The sequence below is a fragment of the Miltoncostaea oceani genome, assembly GCF_018141545.1.
In the GTDB taxonomy this organism is placed as follows: Bacteria; Actinomycetota; Thermoleophilia; order Miltoncostaeales; family Miltoncostaeaceae; genus Miltoncostaea; species Miltoncostaea oceani.
Genome location: NZ_CP064356.1, coordinates 3,594,853 through 3,613,065, shown reverse-complemented (window position 1 = coordinate 3,613,065; position 18,213 = coordinate 3,594,853). Strand labels below are relative to the sequence as shown.

Annotated in this window: 16 protein-coding genes; 10 read left to right on the top strand and 6 right to left on the bottom strand. The window is 77.4% G+C overall.

Going from position 1 to position 18,213, the window contains the following annotated elements; all coding sequences use genetic code 11:
* The first annotated feature begins 73 nt into the window (after positions 1 to 73).
* On the top strand, positions 74 to 2,146 hold the full coding sequence (locus IU369_RS18390; protein WP_217922439.1) for an RCC1 domain-containing protein: 2,073 nt from the start codon (positions 74 to 76) through the stop codon (positions 2,144 to 2,146).
* A 24-nt stretch (positions 2,147 to 2,170) separates the two neighbouring features.
* Here IU369_RS18390 and IU369_RS18385 read toward each other — a convergent pair whose 3' ends face one another.
* Complete coding sequence (locus IU369_RS18385) at positions 2,171 to 3,403, bottom strand: S1C family serine protease (protein WP_217922438.1); 1,233 nt, start codon at positions 3,401 to 3,403, stop codon at positions 2,171 to 2,173.
* 101 nt (positions 3,404 to 3,504) lie between these two features.
* Between IU369_RS18385 and IU369_RS18380 the strand changes: the two genes are divergently transcribed.
* From IU369_RS18380 to IU369_RS18360, 5 genes are all read left to right on the top strand, one after another.
* Positions 3,505 to 4,200 (top strand): response regulator transcription factor, encoded by a 696-nt coding sequence (locus IU369_RS18380; RefSeq protein ID WP_217922437.1) that lies wholly within the window; start codon positions 3,505 to 3,507, stop codon positions 4,198 to 4,200.
* Complete coding sequence (locus IU369_RS18375) at positions 4,197 to 6,020, top strand: HAMP domain-containing sensor histidine kinase (RefSeq protein WP_217922436.1); 1,824 nt, start codon at positions 4,197 to 4,199, stop codon at positions 6,018 to 6,020. The genes IU369_RS18380 and IU369_RS18375 overlap by 4 nt, the downstream gene beginning before the upstream one ends.
* 10 nt (positions 6,021 to 6,030) lie before the next feature.
* Positions 6,031 to 6,915 (top strand): SDR family NAD(P)-dependent oxidoreductase, encoded by an 885-nt coding sequence (locus IU369_RS18370; protein WP_217922435.1) that lies wholly within the window; start codon positions 6,031 to 6,033, stop codon positions 6,913 to 6,915.
* On the top strand, positions 6,912 to 8,048 hold the full coding sequence (locus IU369_RS18365) for a glycerate kinase family protein (RefSeq protein WP_217922434.1): 1,137 nt from the start codon (positions 6,912 to 6,914) through the stop codon (positions 8,046 to 8,048). Before IU369_RS18370 ends, IU369_RS18365 begins: the two co-directional genes overlap by 4 nt.
* Positions 8,049 to 8,151: 103 nt before the next feature.
* Complete coding sequence (locus tag IU369_RS18360; RefSeq protein ID WP_217922433.1) at positions 8,152 to 8,460, top strand: hypothetical protein; 309 nt, start codon at positions 8,152 to 8,154, stop codon at positions 8,458 to 8,460.
* On the opposite strand, the gene IU369_RS18355 is transcribed toward IU369_RS18360, so the two are convergent.
* Both IU369_RS18355 and IU369_RS18350 read right to left on the bottom strand, forming a co-directional pair.
* Entirely contained in the window at positions 8,438 to 9,058 is a 621-nt protein-coding gene (locus IU369_RS18355) for an HAD hydrolase family protein (protein ID WP_217922432.1), read from the bottom strand. The two genes, IU369_RS18360 and IU369_RS18355, sit on opposite strands and share 23 nt — an antisense overlap.
* Before the next feature lie 155 nt (positions 9,059 to 9,213).
* Positions 9,214 to 10,164 (bottom strand): glucosyl-3-phosphoglycerate synthase, encoded by a 951-nt coding sequence (locus IU369_RS18350; RefSeq protein ID WP_217922431.1) that lies wholly within the window; start codon positions 10,162 to 10,164, stop codon positions 9,214 to 9,216.
* A gap of 65 nt (positions 10,165 to 10,229) precedes the next feature.
* On the opposite strand from IU369_RS18350, the gene IU369_RS18345 reads away from it, so the two are divergent.
* From IU369_RS18345 to rfbB, 3 genes are read left to right on the top strand one after another with little or no spacing between them, the layout of a single operon-like run.
* Positions 10,230 to 11,303 (top strand): glucose-1-phosphate thymidylyltransferase, encoded by a 1,074-nt coding sequence (locus IU369_RS18345; RefSeq protein ID WP_217922430.1) that lies wholly within the window; start codon positions 10,230 to 10,232, stop codon positions 11,301 to 11,303.
* Positions 11,300 to 12,127, top strand: a complete 828-nt coding sequence (gene rfbD, locus IU369_RS18340) for a dTDP-4-dehydrorhamnose reductase (RefSeq protein ID WP_281426254.1) — start codon at positions 11,300 to 11,302, stop codon at positions 12,125 to 12,127. The genes IU369_RS18345 and rfbD overlap by 4 nt, the downstream gene beginning before the upstream one ends.
* Positions 12,124 to 13,116, top strand: coding sequence for a dTDP-glucose 4,6-dehydratase (rfbB, locus tag IU369_RS18335; protein ID WP_217922428.1), 993 nt, complete (start codon positions 12,124 to 12,126; stop codon positions 13,114 to 13,116). The genes rfbD and rfbB overlap by 4 nt, the downstream gene beginning before the upstream one ends.
* Before the next feature lie 15 nt (positions 13,117 to 13,131).
* Here rfbB and IU369_RS18330 read toward each other — a convergent pair whose 3' ends face one another.
* Entirely contained in the window at positions 13,132 to 13,911 is a 780-nt protein-coding gene (locus IU369_RS18330; RefSeq protein WP_217922427.1) for a class I SAM-dependent methyltransferase, read from the bottom strand.
* On the bottom strand, positions 13,908 to 15,302 hold the full coding sequence (locus tag IU369_RS18325; protein WP_217922426.1) for a YlbE family protein: 1,395 nt from the start codon (positions 15,300 to 15,302) through the stop codon (positions 13,908 to 13,910). The genes IU369_RS18330 and IU369_RS18325 overlap by 4 nt, the downstream gene beginning before the upstream one ends.
* A 3-nt stretch (positions 15,303 to 15,305) precedes the next feature.
* On the opposite strand from IU369_RS18325, the gene IU369_RS18320 reads away from it, so the two are divergent.
* Positions 15,306 to 16,274, top strand: coding sequence for an AIR synthase related protein (locus IU369_RS18320; RefSeq protein ID WP_217922425.1), 969 nt, complete (start codon positions 15,306 to 15,308; stop codon positions 16,272 to 16,274).
* On the opposite strand, the gene IU369_RS18315 is transcribed toward IU369_RS18320, so the two are convergent.
* A complete protein-coding gene (locus tag IU369_RS18315) occupies positions 16,222 to 18,183 on the bottom strand; it encodes a hypothetical protein (protein ID WP_217922424.1) in 1,962 nt (653 codons plus the stop codon). The two genes, IU369_RS18320 and IU369_RS18315, sit on opposite strands and share 53 nt — an antisense overlap.
* Positions 18,184 to 18,213 lie beyond the last annotated feature (30 nt).

The following is an 18,213-nucleotide window of genomic DNA, read 5'->3' as shown; positions in this document are numbered from 1 at the left end:
CCACCGAGTCACCCGAAAGGGCCCTCCAGGTCGTGACGTGGTGGGGCGGCTGTGGTACGAAGCACGCGGATATATGAGTCGCCCACTCATCCAAAGGGCGCGGCTGGCGGCGACCCTCGTGTTCGTGGCGGTCTGCGCCCTGTCCGTCGTTCCCCTCGCCGCCGCCGAGCAGGCGTCCTCGCCGACCCGCTCGAGCCAGGGTGGATTCCTCGACGTCGGCGACGAGCACACCTGCGCGGTGGTGGGCGACCGCTCCGTCCGCTGCTGGGGCCGCGGCCTCGCCGGGCGGCTCGGCTACGGCGGCGAGCAGAACATCCTGAGCGCCGCGGCGGCCCCCCCGGTCGACCTCGGCCCGGGCCGCACCGTGCGGGCCATCGCCGCCGGCGACTTCCACACCTGCGCGATCGTCGACGACGGCAGCGTGCGCTGCTGGGGCTTCGGCGCCAACGGGCGCCTCGGGTACGGCGGGACCGGCGACGTCCGCTCCCCCGCGACGGCCCCGGCCGTCGACATCGGGCCGGGCCGCACCGCCCGCGCCATCACCGTCGGCGCGTCCCACACCTGCGTGATCCGCGACGACGGGGCGGTCGTCTGCTGGGGCAACGGGGTCTCCGGACGCCTCGGCTACGGCAACCAGGCGTCGATCGGCGACAACGAGAGCCCCGCGAGCGCCGGGGTCGTCGACCTCGGACCCGGGCGCACGGCCGTCGCGATCTCGGCGGGCGACTTCCACACGTGCGCCATCCGCGACGACGGCAGCCTCCTCTGCTGGGGCTTCGGCTCCGGCGGCCAGCTCGGCAAGGGCGGCACGTCGGACATCGGCGACGACGAGACCCCCGGCGCCGCCGGACCCGTCAACCTCAACGGCCGCCGCGCGCGCGCCGTCGCCGGCGGCAAGGGCCACACCTGCGTCGTCCTCGACGACGGCTCGGCCCGCTGCTGGGGCTTCGGCGCCGACGGCCGCCTCGGGTACGGGAACGCCGCGAACATCCTGGACGCGGCCGCCGCGCCGCCCATCGACCTCGGCCCCGGCCGCTCGGCGATCGCCATCGCCGCGGGCGAGGCGCACACCTGCGCGATCCTCGACACGGAGGCCGTCCGCTGCTGGGGCTTCGGCGGCAACGGCCGCCTCGGCTACGGCACCACCGACTCGATCGGCGACCAGGTCGGCGAGACGCCCGGCACCGTCGGGCCGGTCGCCCTCGGTCCCGGTCGTGTCGCGCGTGCCCTGAGCGTCGGCTACTCCCACACCTGCGCCGCCCTCGACGACGGCACCCTCCGCTGCTGGGGCTTCGGCGGGAGCGGCCGCCTCGGCTACGGCGGCGAGGCCAGCGTCGGCGACAGCCCGGCGCGCTCGGTCGCCGTCACCGGCCCCGTGCCCGTCGGCGGCGTCGTCCCCCCGCTGGTGGCCGACCTGTCCCTCACCCTCGGCGCCAGCGCCGGGGAGGTCCCCGTCGGCGGCGCGGCGACGGTCGGCGTGACCGTCGCGAACGGTGGCGTCGACACCGCCCAGGGGATCGTGGTGGCGCTGCCCGCCCCGGCGGGCGTCGCCCAGGGCGGGGCGTCCGCCACCCAGGGCGCGTTCGCGGGCGGCAACTGGCAGGTCGGGTCGCTCGCGCCGGGCGCGACGGCGACCCTGCAGGTGCCGGTCTCGGTGGGCGCCAGCGGCACGTACACCGTCGCCTCCGAGGTCGTCGCCTCCAGCCTCTACGACCCCGACTCCACGCCCGGCAACGGGATCCCCGGCGAGGACGACTTCGGCGCCCTCGCGCTGATCGTCCCCACCGTCCAGTCGGCCCCGGCCCCGCTGCGGGCGCTGCCGCGGTCACTCATCGTGAAGGCCGTCCGCTGGCCGAAGCGCGGCCTCGCGAAGCGCATCACGGTGAGCGGCCGCCTGGTGCTGCCGCGGCTGCGGCCCGCCGCCCGCTGCGGCGGGAAGGTGCAGGTCCGCGCGAAGGCCGGCCGCCGGACGGTGGCGGTCCGCACCGTCGCCCTCCGGAAGCGCAAGGGCGCCTGCACCTACACGACGATCATCCGCCCGAAGCGGGCGAAGGCCGCCACCAGGCTCGTGGTGAGCGCCCGGTTCCTCGGCACCACCCAGCTCCGCCCCCGCGCCTCCAAGAACGTGAGGGTCCGGAACCGCTGACCCCCGGCCGGCCCCGCCCCCCGGTCAGGGGGCGGTGGGCACGACCCCCACGTCGTCGGGCCGGTCGGCGAGCACGATGTCCAGCCGGCGGGTCGCCCCGTCGCGCTGCACCGTCAGGGTGACGCGGTCGCCGACGGCCCGCGAGGAGACGGCGAGGCTGACGTCGGCCATGTCCTCCACCGGGCGCCCGTCGACCGCGACGATCAGGTCGCCGCCCCGCGGCACCTCGGCGTCGGGGGCCGTGGTCGCGGCCCGCAGGCCGGCGTCCCCGGCGGGCCCCCGCTCGTCGACGCCGACGACGGCCACGCCACGCACGTCGGGGTCGCCGAGGCCGCGCGCCACGGCGGGGGTGATCTGGCGGCCGGTGACCCCGAGCCACGCGTGCCGCGGCTCGCCGGTCGCGATGATCGCGTCGGCGACGGGCCGGATCGTGTCGATCGGGACGGCGAACCCGATCCCGTCGCTGCCGCCGCTCTCCGTCGCGATCTGGGAGTTGATGCCGAGCACCCGGCCGCGGCCGTCGAGCAGCGGCCCCCCCGAGTTGCCCTGGTTGATCGCCGCGTCGGTCTGGACGACGTTCTGGATCTCGAAGCCGTTGGGTGCGGTGATGCTGCGCTTCAGCGCCGAGATGATCCCCGTCGTCGCGGTGCGGTCGAGCCCGAAGGGGTTGCCGATCGCGATCACCGGGTCGCCGACCACGAGGCCGGCGCTGCGGCCGAGCGGGAGGGGGCGGGTCCCCGCGGGGACGTCCGCGACCTGGAGGACGGCGAGGTCGGTGCTCTCGTCGCTGCCGAGCACCTCCGCCTCGCTCTCGGTGCCGTCCTCGAACAGCACCGTCGCGGTCCGCGCGTCGTCGACGACGTGGGCGTTGGTGAGCACCCGCCCGCGCCGGTCCACGAGGAACCCGGAGCCGAGGCGCCCCCCGCTGGTGGCCTCCCCGGTGGTGACCTTCACCACGGCGGGCGACGCCTGCGCGACGACGGTCTGCACGGCCGGGAGGGGCGCGCCCGCCGCGCCGTCGCCCTCGGCCGCGGCCGCGGCGGCCCCGGCGCTCGTCGTCGAAGCGGGGAGGGGGGTCGGGTCGACGGTGCGCTCGACGACGGTGTCGCCGCCGAGGTTGCCGGTCACCGCGGCGCCGCCGAGCGCGACGACCCCGCCGATCACGGCGGGCACGAGCGCGCCGGTCAGCCAGCGCGGCGGGCGACGGCGCGGCGGGGGCGCGCCGAAGGGGTTGGTCCGGGGTCCGTACGGCGGCACGACATCAGGGTAGCGCCCGAGTCTTAAGGCTCCGAGAAGACCCGCCGGGGCGGGCGCGGGCCCCGCTACGATCGCGGAAGGCGCCCGGAGGTACCCCGCACATGGCCGACCGCATCCTGGTGGTCGAGGACGAGCAGTCCATCCGCACGATCGTCGAGTACGCCCTGCGCGAGGCGGGGTTCCAGGTGCTCACCGCCGCCCGTGGCGACGAGGCCCTCGACGTGGTCGAGCGCGAGCCCGTGGACCTCGTGGTCCTGGACATCATGCTGCCGGGCCTCGACGGGCTCGAGGTCTGCAAGCGGATCCGCGCGGAGCGGACGATCCCGATCATCATGCTGTCCGCCCGCGGGGAGGAGCTCGACAAGGTCCTCGGCCTGGAGCTCGGCGCCGACGACTACGTCACGAAGCCGTTCTCGCCCCGCGAGCTGGTGTCGCGCGTCAAGGCGAACCTGCGCCGCGCGCGCCTCGAGCCGGACCGCTCGGCGCCCCTCCGGGCGGGCGATCTCGAGATCGACTCGGTGTCGCGGACGGTGACGCGCGACGACCGGGAGATCCCGCTCACGTACTCCGAGTTCGAGATCCTCCACAAGCTGGCGGGCTCCCCCCGGCGGGTCTTCACCCGCGAGGAGCTGATGAACCACCTGTGGAAGGGCGACTTCTTCGGGGACCTGCGCAGCGTCGACGTGCACGTCCGCCACCTGCGCCAGAAGGTCGAGCACGACCCGTCGGCCCCGCAGCTCATCCGCACGGTCCGCGGGGTGGGGTACGCGTTCGGCGGGGACGGCCCGCAGGGGTGACCCGCCGCCGCGGCTTCGGCCTGCAGGGGTGGCTGGTCGGCGCCCTGCTCGCCGTGGGCATGGCGGCCAGCCTCGCGGTGCTGCTCGTCGTGCTCCCCACGCTCGAGTCGAACGTCCGCGACGACCGGGCGAAGCTCGAACGCGACCAGCTCCAGCGGGAGCTGCTCGCGGCCGCCGCGGACACGCGCCTGCCGGTCCTGAGGCCCGAGGCCGGCCTGGCGGGTCTCGCGGAGCGCATACGGAACGAGACCGGGGCGGAGGTGAGCGTCACCTACCAGGCCTCGGAGCTCGACTCGCGGTACGTGGAGTCGGTCCCCGACGAGCCGAAGCTCCTGCCCCGTGTCGACCTCAACGGGGGTCCGCCGACCGTCCGGGGGCCCGGCGCGCCGGCCGTCGCCGTCGTCGTCCCGTTCTCCCCCGAGACCGGCGGGAGCGGCCTGATCGTCGCGGCGCGCGGCATCAGCGGCCTCTCCCCCGAGCTGGCCGCGGTCCGCCAGCGGGTGATCCTCGCGATGATCGTGGTCCTCGGCCTCGCGGCCCTCGCGGGCATCGCGATCGCGCGGGTCCTCGGCGGTCGCATCCAGCGCCTCGCGACGACGGCCGCGACCCTCGCCGGGGGTGACCTCTCGGCCCGCTACCCCCGCGGGCGCATCGCCCCCGAGGAGATCGTGACCCTCGGGGAGAGCCTCAACGGCATGGCGGGGCGCCTCCAGTCCCTGGTCGCCGAGATCACCAGCGAACGCGACCGCGACCGGGCCATGATCGGCTCCCTCGCCGAGGGGGTCCTCGCCGTCGGACCGGACGGCACGGTGACCGTCGCCAACGACGCCGCCGGACGGCTGCTGGGGCTGCCGGAGGGGGCCGAGTCCGCCCGCCTCGACGCCCTGCCCCCGGCGATCGGCGACGCCGTCCTCGCCGCCCGGCGTCCCGGGGCCGCCGCCACCGAGCGGCGCCTCGTGGTGCTGCCCGACGGCGTCGAGCTGGAGCTGCACGTCGCCCGCCTCGCCGACGGGGACGACGCCGGCACCGTGATCACCCTCCGCGACGTCACCGAGGAGCGCCGCCTGGAGCGCGCCCGGCGCGACCTCGTCGCCAACGTGTCCCACGAGCTGAAGACGCCGATCGCCGCGCTCAAGGGGTTCCTGGAGCTCCTCGAGGACGGGGGCGTCGACGAGCGGCACCGGCGGGAGTTCCTCGTCGCCATGAGCCAGGAGACCGGTCGCCTCGAGCGGCTCGTCGAGGAGCAGCTGCAGCTCGCCCGCCTCGACTCCGGCGCCCTCCCGCTCGACCGGGAGGTGATCTCCCTCGACGACCTCGCCGAGGTCGTCGTCGCCCCCCGCGTCCCCCTCGCCGCCCGCGAGGGCGTCACGCTCGCGGTGGAGCGGACGACGGCCGGGCCGGTCGTCGTCGAGGTCGACCCCGCCCGGGTCGAGCAGATCCTGCTGATCCTGCTCGACAACGCCGAGCGGCACACCCCCGCGGGCGGGCGGGTGGACGTCGTCGTCGGCCGCGACGGGCAGGACGCCACCCTCGCGGTCCGCGACACCGGCGAGGGCATCCCCCCCGACGACCAGCCCTTCGTCTTCGACCGCTTCTACCGCGGCGACCCCTCCCGCGAGGGGCGCAGCGCCGGGCTCGGCCTCGCGATCGCCCGTGGCCTGGCGTCGGCGCACCGGGGGTCGATCACCCTCGACTCCGTCGTGGGGACCGGGAGCACCTTCACGCTGCGGCTGCCGTTGCGCGACGCCGGCGCGATCACCGAGGAGTCGCCGATCCCCGACCTCTCGCACCTCGGCCCGGCCGCCCCGCCCGGCGGGTAGCCTCCCCCTCGTGAGCGACCCGCGGACCGTCCTCGTCACCGGCGCCGGCCGCGGCATCGGCCGTGCCGCCGTCGAGCTCTTCGACGACGCCGGCTGGCGGGCCGTCGCGGGGGTGCGCGACCTCGACGCCGGACGCGCGGCCTACCGCGACCGCCCCGGCGTCCACGTGGTGCGGCTCGACGTCACCGACGCCGCGACCGTGACGGCGGCCGTCGCCGAGGCGGAGTCCCTCGCCGGCGGCGCCCTCGACGCCCTCGTCAGCAACGCCGGCTACGCGGTGCTGGGAGCGGTCGAGGACGTCGACCTCGACGAGGTCCGCGCGATGTTCGAGACCAACTTCCTCGGCGCGGCGGCGGTGGTGCAGGCCGTCCTCCCCGCGATGCGGGAGCGCGGCGACGGCGCGATCGTCTTCACGTCGTCGATCGGCGCGCGCCTCTCCAACCCCCTCGTCGGGATGTACCACGCCTCCAAGTACGCGCTCCTCGCGATGGCCGAGGCCCTCGCGGTGGAGTGCCGCCCCTTCGGGATCCGCGTCAGCTCGATCGAGCCGGGCATGGTCGACACCGACTTCCCCCGCGCCACCCGCCCGACCGGCTCCCTCGCGCGGGGGGAGGGCCCGTACCTGCCCCTGCTCGGCGACCTCCGCCGCGGCTTCGCGGCGTGGCGGGAGCGCTCCCCGACACCCGCCGCCGACGTCGCGCGGGCCATCGTCGCGACCGCCTCCGACGGCGACGCGCCCTTCCGCGTCACGGTCGGCGACGACGCGGAGGGCCTCGCCGCGACCCGCGCCGCGACGAGCGACGACCACCTCTGGCACGACGAGATCGTCGGGTTCCTGCAGCTCGACTGGCCGCGCCGCGCCCCGGCGCCGCCGCCGCCCGCGCCCGAGGAGTGAGCGTCTGGGTCGTCGCGCCCGCCCCGTTCAAGGGGGCCCTGCCCGCCGCGGCGGCGGCGCGGGCGATCGGCGCGGGGATCCGCCTCGCCGACGCGGGGGCGGAGATCCGCCCGGTGCCGGTCGCCGACGGCGGCGAGGGCACCCTCGACGCGCTCGTCGCCGCGGCCGGCGGGCGCCGCCGCGACGTGACCGCCGCCGACCCCCTCGGGCGTCCCGTCACCGCCGCGGTCGGCGAGCTGCCGGGCCAGGTCGCGGTGGTCGAGCTGGCCCTGGCGTCCGGCTACGAGCGCCTCGCCGACCACGAGCGCGACCCCGAGCGCACCACCACCCGCGGCACCGGCGAGCTGATCCGCGCCGCCCTCGACCTCGGCGCCCGCCGGATCATCGTCGGCCTCGGGGGGAGCGCCACCACCGACGGCGGGCTCGGCCTCGCGGCGGCCCTCGGGGTGCGGGCCCTCGACGCCGACGGCCGGGTGCTGGAGGGGCGCGGCGCCGACATGTCCCGCGTCGCGTCCCTCGACCTCCGCGGCCGCGACCCCCGCCTCGACGACGCCGTCGTGCAGGTGGCGTGCGACGTCGCGAACCCCTTCCACGGCCCCGACGGCGCCGCCCACGTCTACGGTCCCCAGAAGGGGGCGACACCCGACGCCGTCGCCCGCCTCGACGCCGGGCTCGCGTCGCTGGCGGGGGTGATCCGGGCGGCGACCGGCATCGACCTGCAGGCCGTGGCCGGCGCGGGCGCCGCCGGCGGGGCGGCCGGCGGCCTGCTCGCCCTCATCGGGGCGGAGCTCACCCCCGGGGCGCCGCTCGTCCTCGACGCCGTCGGCCTCGCGCGGCACCTGGAGGGCGCGACGTGCTGCGTCACCGGGGAGGGGCGCCTCGACGCGACGAGCCTCGCCGGTAAGGCCCCCGCCGCGGTGGCCGCCGCCTGCGCCACCGCCGGCGTCCCGTGCGTCGCCCTCTGCGGGGAGGTCGGCCTCGGCCCCGGCGCGGTCCGCCGCGCCGGCTTCACCGCGGCGCTCGCGATCGGCCGCGGCATCCGCACCCGCGACGAGGCCCTCGCCGCCACCGAGGTCGACCTCGCGTCCACGGCCGCCGCCGTCGCGGCGATCCACGGGGCGCGGGCCGACTAGACCGGCTGGGGGGCGCGGACTGGCCGACCGGCCCGGGGCGCCGGGGCCGCCGCGCGGCATCGTGGGTCACGTCACGGATCGACGTCCCACCCGGGAGCCCGCAGTGCGCCTCGCCCTCGTCACCGCCCTCGTCCTTCTCGCCGCGCTCGTGCCGGCCCTCGCGTCGGCCGCCCCGGCCGCCGCCGCACCCGGCGACGCCGCCATCGCGCGCGCCGCGGCGCTGTCCGCCGACTGGGGCCGCTGCCCCACCGCCCGCCCCGCGCACCGCGTCCTCGCGCAGGCGCGCCGCACCGAGGCCCCCCGCCCGCGCGTCCTCCGCGCCCGGGCCGCCCTGCGGGCCTGGACGGAGGTCGCCCGGGTCTGCTCCCAGCCGGTCCCCCAGCCGGTGGTCACCCCGCCGGCGGCCCCCTGAGCCACTCCTCGACGGCCTCGAGCACGCCCGCGCCGTAGGAGCCGCGCGTCACCCACGGGGCGCGTGCCGCGACACCCGCGTCGGCGGCCGCACCGTTCGCCACGATCGCGACGCTGCCGAGCACCGACCCCATGTCGAGGTCCTGCCCGCTGTCGCCGACCGCGAGGCAGCGGGCGGGGTCGGCGCCCCGGGCCGCGACGTCCCGCGCGACCGCCGCGGCCTTGCTCGCCGCCGCCGGCAGCAGGTGGAAGATGTGGGCGTCGCCCGGTCCCGTGTGGCCGTTGTCGGCCAGGCGCAGCGTGCCGTCGCTGCGGTCGTGCACGAGCCCCGCCGCCGCGTCGCCGACGCGCCCGAGGAAGACGTGGCTGCCCTCGCGCCCCCACGTCGCCAGGGGGTGCCGGGCGAGCCCGGGCTCCGCCGCGAGGAGGGCGTCGGGGACCCCGGTGCGGGCGATCGCGTCGTGGACCGTCTCGCCGGGGAGGACGGGGTAGCCGGCGTCCGTCGCGCCCATCTCCGGCAGCACCCCCACGGCTCCGAGCGTCTGCGCGACCGCCTCCAGCCGCCGCCGGCTGCGGCCGCTGACGAGCACCACCGGCACGCCCGCGGCGTCGAGCAGCTCGAAGACCCGGATCCCGGCGTGGGTGAACCGCCCGTCGGCGTCGCGCAGGATCGAGCCCGACGGGCCGAGGAGCGTCCCGTCGAGGTCGAGGTAGACGACCGCCGCCGGGTGCCCGGCGCCGTTGGACGACCCGCTCAGACCGCGCTCGCCTGCAGGACGTCGCTCATGGGTGCCCGCTCGCCGGGCCGCGTGTCGAGCACCGTCAGCGTGAGGGCGTCGTCCGCGCCCCGCGCCGGGCGGGCGTAGAGGCCCTCCCCCGCGAGGCCGGCGGGCGCGCGGCCCTCCTCGGCGACGCGGCGCAGCACCGCCTGCGAGATCGTGGAGGCCATCGCGCCGAGCGCCGCCGTCGGCTGGTTGTGGTGGCGCCGCTCACCCAGGTCCACCTGCGCCAGCGCGCCGAGGCCCGCCGCGCGGAGGAGGTCGATCAGCAACCCGATCTCCACGGCGTAGCCGGTGAAGAACGGCACCGACGACAGCAGCGCCCGCCGCCCCGCCGCCTCGCCCGAGAGCGGCTGGGCGAACCCCGCGAGCTCGGGGTAGAAGAGGTTGATCAGCGGCCGCGCGCAGATCTCCGTGACGCGTCCGCCGCCGTCGCTCGCGCCGCCGAGGTGGCGGTCGTAGACGGCCTTCACGTAGCCGACGTCCGGGTCGTCCACGAGCGGTCCGAGCAGGCCGGTGACGAAGGCCGGGTCGAAGTCGACGACGTCCGAGTCGAGCCACACGACGAGGTCGCCGCGGACCGCGGCGAGACTCTTCCACATCGCCTCGCCCTTGCCGCGCCCGGGGGCGAGGCGCGGCAGCACGTCGCGGTCGTCGACCACCCGCGCGCCCGCCGCCTCCGCGGCGGCGCGGGTGCCGTCGGTGCTGCGGCTGTCGACCACCAGGATCTCCGCGACGAGGGGGACCTCCTCGACGAGCCGCTCGCGCACGGAGGTCACGATCGCGCCGACGGTGTCGGCCACGTCGAGGGCCGGCAGCACGACCGACACGGCCAGGCCCTGCGCGCGGGCGTCCCGGGCGAGGCGCTCGGGGTCGTAGTCGGCACCCCGGTAGGTGCGCCGCCGCAGCCATTCCTCGCGTTCCACGCCGTCGATCGTAGCGGCGTCCGCGACGACCGAGGCCCCCATCGGACGGCTGCTAGGGTGCGCGCGTGGCGGCCGAGCTCAAGGGTCTCGTACTCTCCGGCGGCGCCGGCACCCGCCTCCGACCCATCACGCACACGAGCGCGAAGCAGCTCGTGCCGGTCGCGAACAAGCCGGTCCTCTTCTACGGCCTCGAGGCGCTCCGCGCCGCGGGCGTCACCGACGTCGGCATCGTCGTCGGCGACACGCAGGCCGAGATCGAGGCCGCCGTGGGGGACGGCTCGGCCCTCGGCATCCGGGCGACGTACATCCGCCAGGACGCCCCGCTCGGGCTCGCCCACGCCGTGCTGACCGCCGAGGAGTTCCTCGACGGGTCGCCGTTCGTGATGTACCTCGGCGACAACCTCCTGCGCGACGGCATCACCGAGCTCGTCGACCGGTTCCGGTCCTCCGACGCCGCCGCCATGATCCTGCTGCAGAAGGTGCGCGACCCCGAGTCGTACGGCGTGGCCGAGCTCGAGGACGGCCGGGTCACCCGCCTCGTCGAGAAGCCGAAGGAGCCCCGCAGCGACCTCGCGCTCGTCGGCGTCTACATGTTCAGCCCCGCGATCATGGAGTCGGCGCACGCGATCCGCCCGTCGGCCCGCGGCGAGCTGGAGATCACCGACGCCATCCAGCACCTCATCGACCGTGGCCTGCAGGTCGAGCCGCACGAGGTCACGGGGTGGTGGAAGGACACGGGCCGCATCGACGACATGCTCGAGGCGAACCGGCTGATCCTCGACGTGCTCGAGACCCGCATCGCCGGCGAGCTCACCGACACCTCGGTGGAGGGCCGCATCGTGATCGAGGAGGGCGCGCGCCTCGTGCGCTCCTCCGTCCGCGGCCCCGCCATCATCGGCGCGGGCGCCCTGATCGAGGACGCCTACATCGGCCCGTACTCGGCGATCTCGCCGGGCGTCGTCGTCCGCCGCGCCGAAGTCGAGCACAGCATCCTGCTGCAGGACAGCCGCCTCGAGGACCTCGACGCCCGCGTCGAGAGCAGCCTCATCGGCCGCGGCGTGACGATCGCCCGCACGTCCGAGAAGCCGCGCGCCTACCGCTTCATGGTGGGCGACTCCTCGACGATCGGCCTGGTCTGAGGGTCCTCGTCACCGGCGCCTCGGGGATGCTCGGGCGCGACCTGGTCGCCCACCTGGAGGGGCGCCACGAGGTGACGGCCGTCGACCTGGAGGTCGACGTGACCGACCCCGCCGCCGTGCGGGCCTGCGTCACCGAGGTGCGACCCGAGGCGGTCCTGCACCTCGCCGCGTGGACGGACGTCGACGGCGCCGAGGAGCACGAGGACCGCGCCGCCGCCGTCAACGCCGACGGCTCCGGCAACGTCGCGGCCGCCGCCCGCGAGGTGGGCGCCGTCGTGGTGGTCCCCTCGACGGACTACGTCTTCGACGGCACCGCCGCCGACGGCTACGCCGAGGACGACCCGCCCGCGCCGCTCGGCGCCTACGGCCGCACCAAGCTCGCCGGCGAGCGCGCCGCCGTCGCGGCCCACCCCGGGGGCGTCCGCATCGCCCGCACGGCGTGGCTCTACGGCGCCCACGGGCGCAACTTCGTCGACACGATGCTCGCCCTCGGGCGCGACCGCGACGAGGTCGCCGTCGTCGCCGACCAGGTCGGCTGCCCCACCTGGACCCGCGACCTCGCCCCCGCGTTGGAGGACCTCATCGCCCTCCCGCCGGGGATCTACCACACCGCCGGCGGCGGCGAGGTGTCGTGGGCCGGCTTCGCGGAGGCCGTCTTCGCCGAGGCCGGCGTCGACTGCCGGGTGCGGCACATCACCACCGCGGAGTTCGGGCGGCCCGCGCCGCGGCCCGCCCACTCGCCGCTGCGCGTGACGCGCGCGGACGCCCCGCGCCTGCGACCCTGGCGCGAGGCGCTGCACGACTACATCAGGGAGATCTCATGAGGCTTCTCGTCACCGGCGGCTGCGGGTTCATCGGGTCCGCGTTCGTCCGCCTGGCGCTCGGCCACGGGGCCGAGGTGGTCAACCTCGACAAGCTCACCTACGCCGGCAACCCCGCGAACGTCGCCGACGTCGCCGACGACGAGGCCTACACCTTCGTCCACGCCGACATCGCCGACGCCGCCGCCGTGGCCGGGGCGATCGCCGGCTGCGACGCGGTCGTGAACTTCGCCGCCGAGAGCCACGTCGACCGCTCGATCCTCGACCCGGCGGACTTCATCAGCACCGACGTCGTCGGCACCGCCGTCCTGCTCGACGCGGCCCGCACCGCCGGCGTCCGGCGCTTCGTCCAGGTCTCGACGGACGAGGTCTACGGCTCGATCCCGACGGGCGCGTTCCGCGAGACCGACCCGATCAGCCCGTCCAGCCCCTACTCGGCGAGCAAGGCGGGCGGCGACCTGCAGGTGCTCGCGTGGCACCGGACGTTCGGGCTCGACGCGGTCATCACCCGCGGGTCCAACACCTTCGGCCCCCGCCAGTACCCCGAGAAGCTCATCCCGCTGTTCGTCACGAACGCGCTCGACGGCCAGCAGCTCCCGGTCTACGGCGACGGCATGCAGATCCGCGACTGGATCTACGTCGACGACCACTGCAGCGGCATCTGGACGGCCCTCGAGAAGGGGGAGGCGGGCGAGGTCTACAACGTGGGCGGCGGCAACGAGGAGCCGAACATGGAGATCACCCGCCGCGTCCTGGAGCTCACCGGCCGCGACGGGTCCCTCATCCGCCACGTCGCCGACCGCCCCGGCCACGACCGCCGCTACGCCCTCGACACGGCGAAGCTCCGCGGCCTCGGCTGGGAGCCGGCCCACTCGTTCGAGGACGCCCTCGCCGCGACCGTCGCCTGGTACGCGGACCGCCGCGACTGGTGGGAGCCGATCAAGAGCGGCGACTACCGGCGGTACTACGAGGAGCAGTACGGGGGCCGCTGAGGCCGGGGCCCCGCCTCACTCCTCGCGCCGGGCCTCCAGGTTGAGGCGCACGTAGTCGATCTCCATGCGCCCGTCGGGGAGCATGCAGAGCTCCGCGACCTCGCGGGCGAACGGCGCCCGCCGCTCCGGGTCGAGGCGCTCGAGGTGGTGGCGCAGCACGACCGTCGCCAGGAACTCGGCCCCGGCCACCGCGTCGGGGAAGTGGACGGGGGCGTCCTCCAGCCACGCCCGGGTCTCGGTGAACCCGGCGCGGTCGAGGCGGTCGACGGTGGCGTGGTGGTCGGCGAACAGCCAGGCCTCCGGCATCTCCGCGAGCGACGCGGCGTACGCCGGCCGCGCGGAGACCTCGTCGGCGGCCCGCAGCGTGCGGGCGATGTTGCCCGCGCCGCCGCACTGGGCGACGAGCCGGCCGCCGGGCCGCAGGGCGGCGCGCATGCGGGCGAAGAGGCGGTCGTGGTCGAGGATCCAGTGGAAGGTCGCCGTCGAGACGATCAGCTCAACCGGCTCGTCCACCCGCAGCGCGAGGAGGTCGGCGACCCGCACCCGCACCCGCGGCGCGAGGTCGGCCAGGCGCCGGGCGGCCTCCTCGGCCATCGCGTGGGAGGCGTCGACGGCGAGCACCGTGCCGTCGGGCAGCCGCTCGGCCAGCAGCCGCGTCACCCGGCCGGTGCCGCAGCCGGCGTCGAGGGCGTCCTCGTCGCCGCGGAGGGGGATCCGCTCGACGACGCGCCGCCCCCATTCGACCTGCGGACCGGAGACGCGCTGGTAACTGCCCGCGTCCCACTCGCCGCTCACCGCGGACCGTCCTCCAGGTGCGCCGCCAGGGCGCGCAGCGCGTCCCGGATCGGCTCGACGGGCGTGACGGCGATGCCCGCCCCGATCTGGCCGCCGTCCTCGCGGTGCAGGATGCCGGTGTTGATGAGGGGCGTCTCGCCCAGGTCGACGCAGGCGCGGGCGTCCACCCCGAGCGGGGTGCCCTCGCCGTCGAGGGTGGGGATCCGCAGCCGCTCACTGCGCCCGATGCAGATGTCGCCCATCCGGCGCGTCCGCTCGATCGCGTCCTGCAGGCCGCCGCCCAGGAACGCCGCGACGCCCGGGCTGGCGGCGCTCGCGGCGCCGCCGAGGCCCGCGCACTCCACGAGGGCCGAGTCGCCGATGTCGGGCGCCGCGTCGTCGTCGGAGAAGCCGGGGCGGTAGAGGGGGTCGCCGACCAGCGGCGCCGGGAATGTGAACCAGCGGTCCGGCAACCCGGCGATCTGGACGGCGGCGTCGGTGCCGTTGCGGCTGATGAACACCACGAGGCTCGACGCGGGGATCCCCCGGATCCCCGCGAGCGCCGCGCGGGCGGCGGCGATGGTCACGGTCAGGGCGAAGTGGCCGTTGCCGCCGAGCAGGCGCGCCGTCGGCAGGACCGCGGCGGGGGCGTGCTCGGCCATGGCCGGCAGCACCTGCCGCAGCAGCAGCATCGTCGTCGCCTGGTGGCGCATGTGGCAGTCGTCGCCCATCGCGATGCCCTGCGCGCAGAGGGCGAGGGCGTCGATCGGGCCCTCGGCCCGCAACGCCGCCGCGAAGCCCGGCGCGACCTCGTCGGCCATGAGCCGCTGACGTCGGATCGCCTCCGGCGAGCCGACGCCGAGCCAGAACGCGTCGCCCGGCCCGTCGTTGAAGGGGCTGTAGCCGACCCCGCCGCCGATCTCGTCGCGCGCCGCCCAGCACGCCATCGAGGGGGAGATGACGCCGCACATCGCCCCGGCCGCCTCGAGGGAGTGGGCCGGCGCGAGGCGCACGCCACCGCGGGCGACCAGGTCGGCGGCCTCCTGCGGCCCCGAGGCCCACCCCTCCAGGATGCACGCGCCGGTCACGGCGTTGCGCTGCGGGGCGCACATCCGCTCCCACTCCACCGGGGGGCCGGCGTGCAGCACCATCCGGCCCTCGAGCCCGGGGATCAGCTCCCCCGCCGGGCCGGCGCCGACGATCATCGGCCGCGCCTCCTGCAGGCGGGCCAGCGCCCGGGCGTTCGCCTCCCCGACGCGGGGGTCCCCGTACGTCGCCGTCAGCGCCCGCACGACCTCCGGGTCGCCCCCTCCCGGGGGGCGCCAGTCGACCGCGGTGACGTCGGCGTCCTGGGCCCGGAGGGCCTCCGCCATGAGGTCCAGTCCGACGGTGGCGATCCGTAGTGTGCCCATGACATGAACCTATCCCTTCTCGCCGGTCTCGTGGGCGCCCATCCCGGTCTGCGCGGCAAGCGGGAGCTCGGGGCGGTGGCCTCCGCCCTCGGCGGCGACGGCGACGACGCCGCCGTGATCGACGACGGCGCCGGGCACCTCGTGATGGCCGCCGAGGCGATCCGGCCCGGCTTCGTCGCGGCGTCCCCGGGGCCCGCGGGCGTCGCGGGCGTCGTCACCGTCGTGAACGACCTCGCCGCGACCGGCGCCCGGCCGCTGGCGCTGCTCGACTGCCTCGTCGCGGGCGACCGCCCCGTGGCGGAGGCCGTCCTCGCCGGCCTGCGCACCGGCGCCGGCCTCTACGGGGTCCCCGTCGTCGGTGGCCACGCCACCATCGAGGAGGGCCTCGCCCCCGCCCTCTCCACGTTCGGCGTCGGCCGGGCCCGGGCGACGCTGCGGGCGCGCGACGCGCGGCCCGGCGACCACGTGACCCTCGTCGCCTGCCTGGAGGGGCAGATGGTGGCGGGGGAGGACGGCGACCACTTCAGCCACCTCCGCGGTCCCCGGCGCGACCGCGCCCGGTCCGACCTGGAGCTGATGCCCGAGGCCGCCGAGGCCGGGGAGGCGTGGGCCGCGCGCGACGTGTCGATGCCCGGGATCGCCGGGTCCCTGCTGCAGCTCTGCGAGAGCGCGGGCGGCCTCGGCGCCGAGCTCGACATGGACCGCCTGCCCGTCCCGGCCGGGACCACCCTCGAGCGCTGGCTCCTCGCGTTCCCCTCCTACGCGTTCCTGCTCGTCGGCGACCACGCCGCGATCGCCGCGCGCGCCGCGGCGCGGGGCCTGAGCGCCGCGCCGGTCGCCGTGCTCGACGGCTCCGGGGTGCTGCGGATGGCGTCGGCGGGGGTGCGCGAGGTGGTGTGGGACCTCGCCGCCGAGCCGCTCACGGGGTTGCGGCCGGGGGCTTCCGGGGCGCCGGGACCAGCGTCCGGGTGACGTAGGGCAGGGCCCGGGCGCGCGTGGTCCGGGTGGCGGTCACCCGTGCCCGCACCCGCAGGGCGATCGTGCCGTGGCGCATCAGCGCGTCGACGCGGCACCGGCCGGCGACGCGGCCGCTCCGGGTGACCGGCACGCGGCAGAGCACACGGGTGCCGCCCCCGACGCGCCGCTCGACGATCACCCGCCGCCCCGCCAGCGCGCGTCCGGCGGTGCCGGTCACCCGCAGCCACACCCGGTCGGCGCGGCGCTGCCAGCCCCACCCGATCCGCAGCGCCACCGGCCGCCGGAGCGACGTCGCGGCCCGCGGCGGCGTCCCGGCGGGCGCGCGCAGCGCCGAGACCGGGGCGGGCGGGGTGACGTCGATCGTCCGCTCCGCCACGGCGACCCGTCCGATCGCGTCGGCCTGGGCGATCCGCACGAGGTAGGTGCCGCGGACGGGGAAGGTGTGCTCGATCGACGCGCCGAGGGCGCCCGCCCCGGGGCCGAAGCTCCACGTGGGTCCGGGGGCGAGCGGCGACCAGACGTCGCGTGCCCGCACGCCGAGCCGCACCGGGTCGCCCGCCACCGCCGACGCCGGGACCTCCACGTCGAGCAGCACCGGCGGTGCGTCGTCGAGGCCGGCGATCTGGACGATGTCGTCGTCGCCGGTCGCCCGCCGCCAGGTGACGACGCCGTTGCCGCCGCCGTCGAGGGCGACGCGCGGGTCGGCGACGACGGCGCCCCGGGCGGACACGCTGACGGGCTCGGCGAACGCGCCGCCGGGGTCGCGGGTCGCGATCTGGACCCGCGGGTCGCTGCCGTCGGTGCGCCGCCACGCGATCACGGCCCGCCCGGCGGCGTCGAGGGCCAGACGCGGGTCGGCCGCGCCGGCGCCCGCGGGCGACACGTCGACGGGGGCGGAGAGCACCCCGGCGGGGCTCCGCGTCAGCGCCTGGACGCGCTCGGCGCCGCCCGCGCCGCGCCGCCAGGTCAGCACGGCCGCGCCGGCGGCGTCGACCGCGACCTGGGGCTGGGTGGCGTCGGCGCCCGGCGCGGAGACCGAGACCGGTGCGCCCGGGGCGGCGCCGGGATCGGCGGGGAGCACGGCGAGCTGGGTGCGGGCGCTCGCCCCGTCGGAGCGCGTCCAGGCGACGAGCGCGCCGCCCCCGGGCGTCAGGGCGATCTGGGGGTCGTAGGCGTCCTCGCCGGCCTCCGAGAGCGGCCGGGCCGCGGCGAACCCGTCGGTCAGGGTGCCGAGCGCCGCCTCGACGACGGGTGGGCGCCCGCGGTTCCACGCGACGGCGACGCGGCCGCCGGGTGCGACCGCGACCTGCGGGGCGAACGCGTCGCGACCGGGGGACGAGAGGGGGATCGGCGGGCCGAAGGCGCCGCCCGGGGGACGCACCGCGGCCTCCACCACCGTGCCGGCGCCGTCGAACCGCAGCCACGCGACGACCGCCCCGCCGTCCGCGGCGAGCGCCACCTGGGGGGCGAAGGCGCCGGGGGCGGAGAGGTCCACGGGCGCGCCGAACGCGCCGCCGGGCGCACGGCGGGCGGCCTGCACCACCGTGCCCGCGTCACCCGCCCGCCACCACGCCGCGACCGCCTCGCCGGAGGGGGCGACGGCGAGCGCCGGGGCCGACCCGCCACCCGCCGCCGAGATCGCGACGGGCGCGCCGGGCGCGCCCGCGGGCGGCCGGGTCGACGCCCACACGGCGGGGCCGCCGGCGCGGGGCGCCTGCCACACCACGACGAGGGCGCCGGAGGCGTCCATGCCCGCGCGCGGGGCCGTCGCGGACGACCCCGCGGGGGAGACGTCCACGGGCGGGAGGGCGACGGGCGCCGCGCCCGCGCCGGCGGGCGCCGCGGCCAGCGCCGCCGCGATCGCGACCCCCGTGACGCGCCGTCGCCGGACGCGCTCGCGCATGTGTCCCATCGGCTCCTCGGCGTTCTCGGG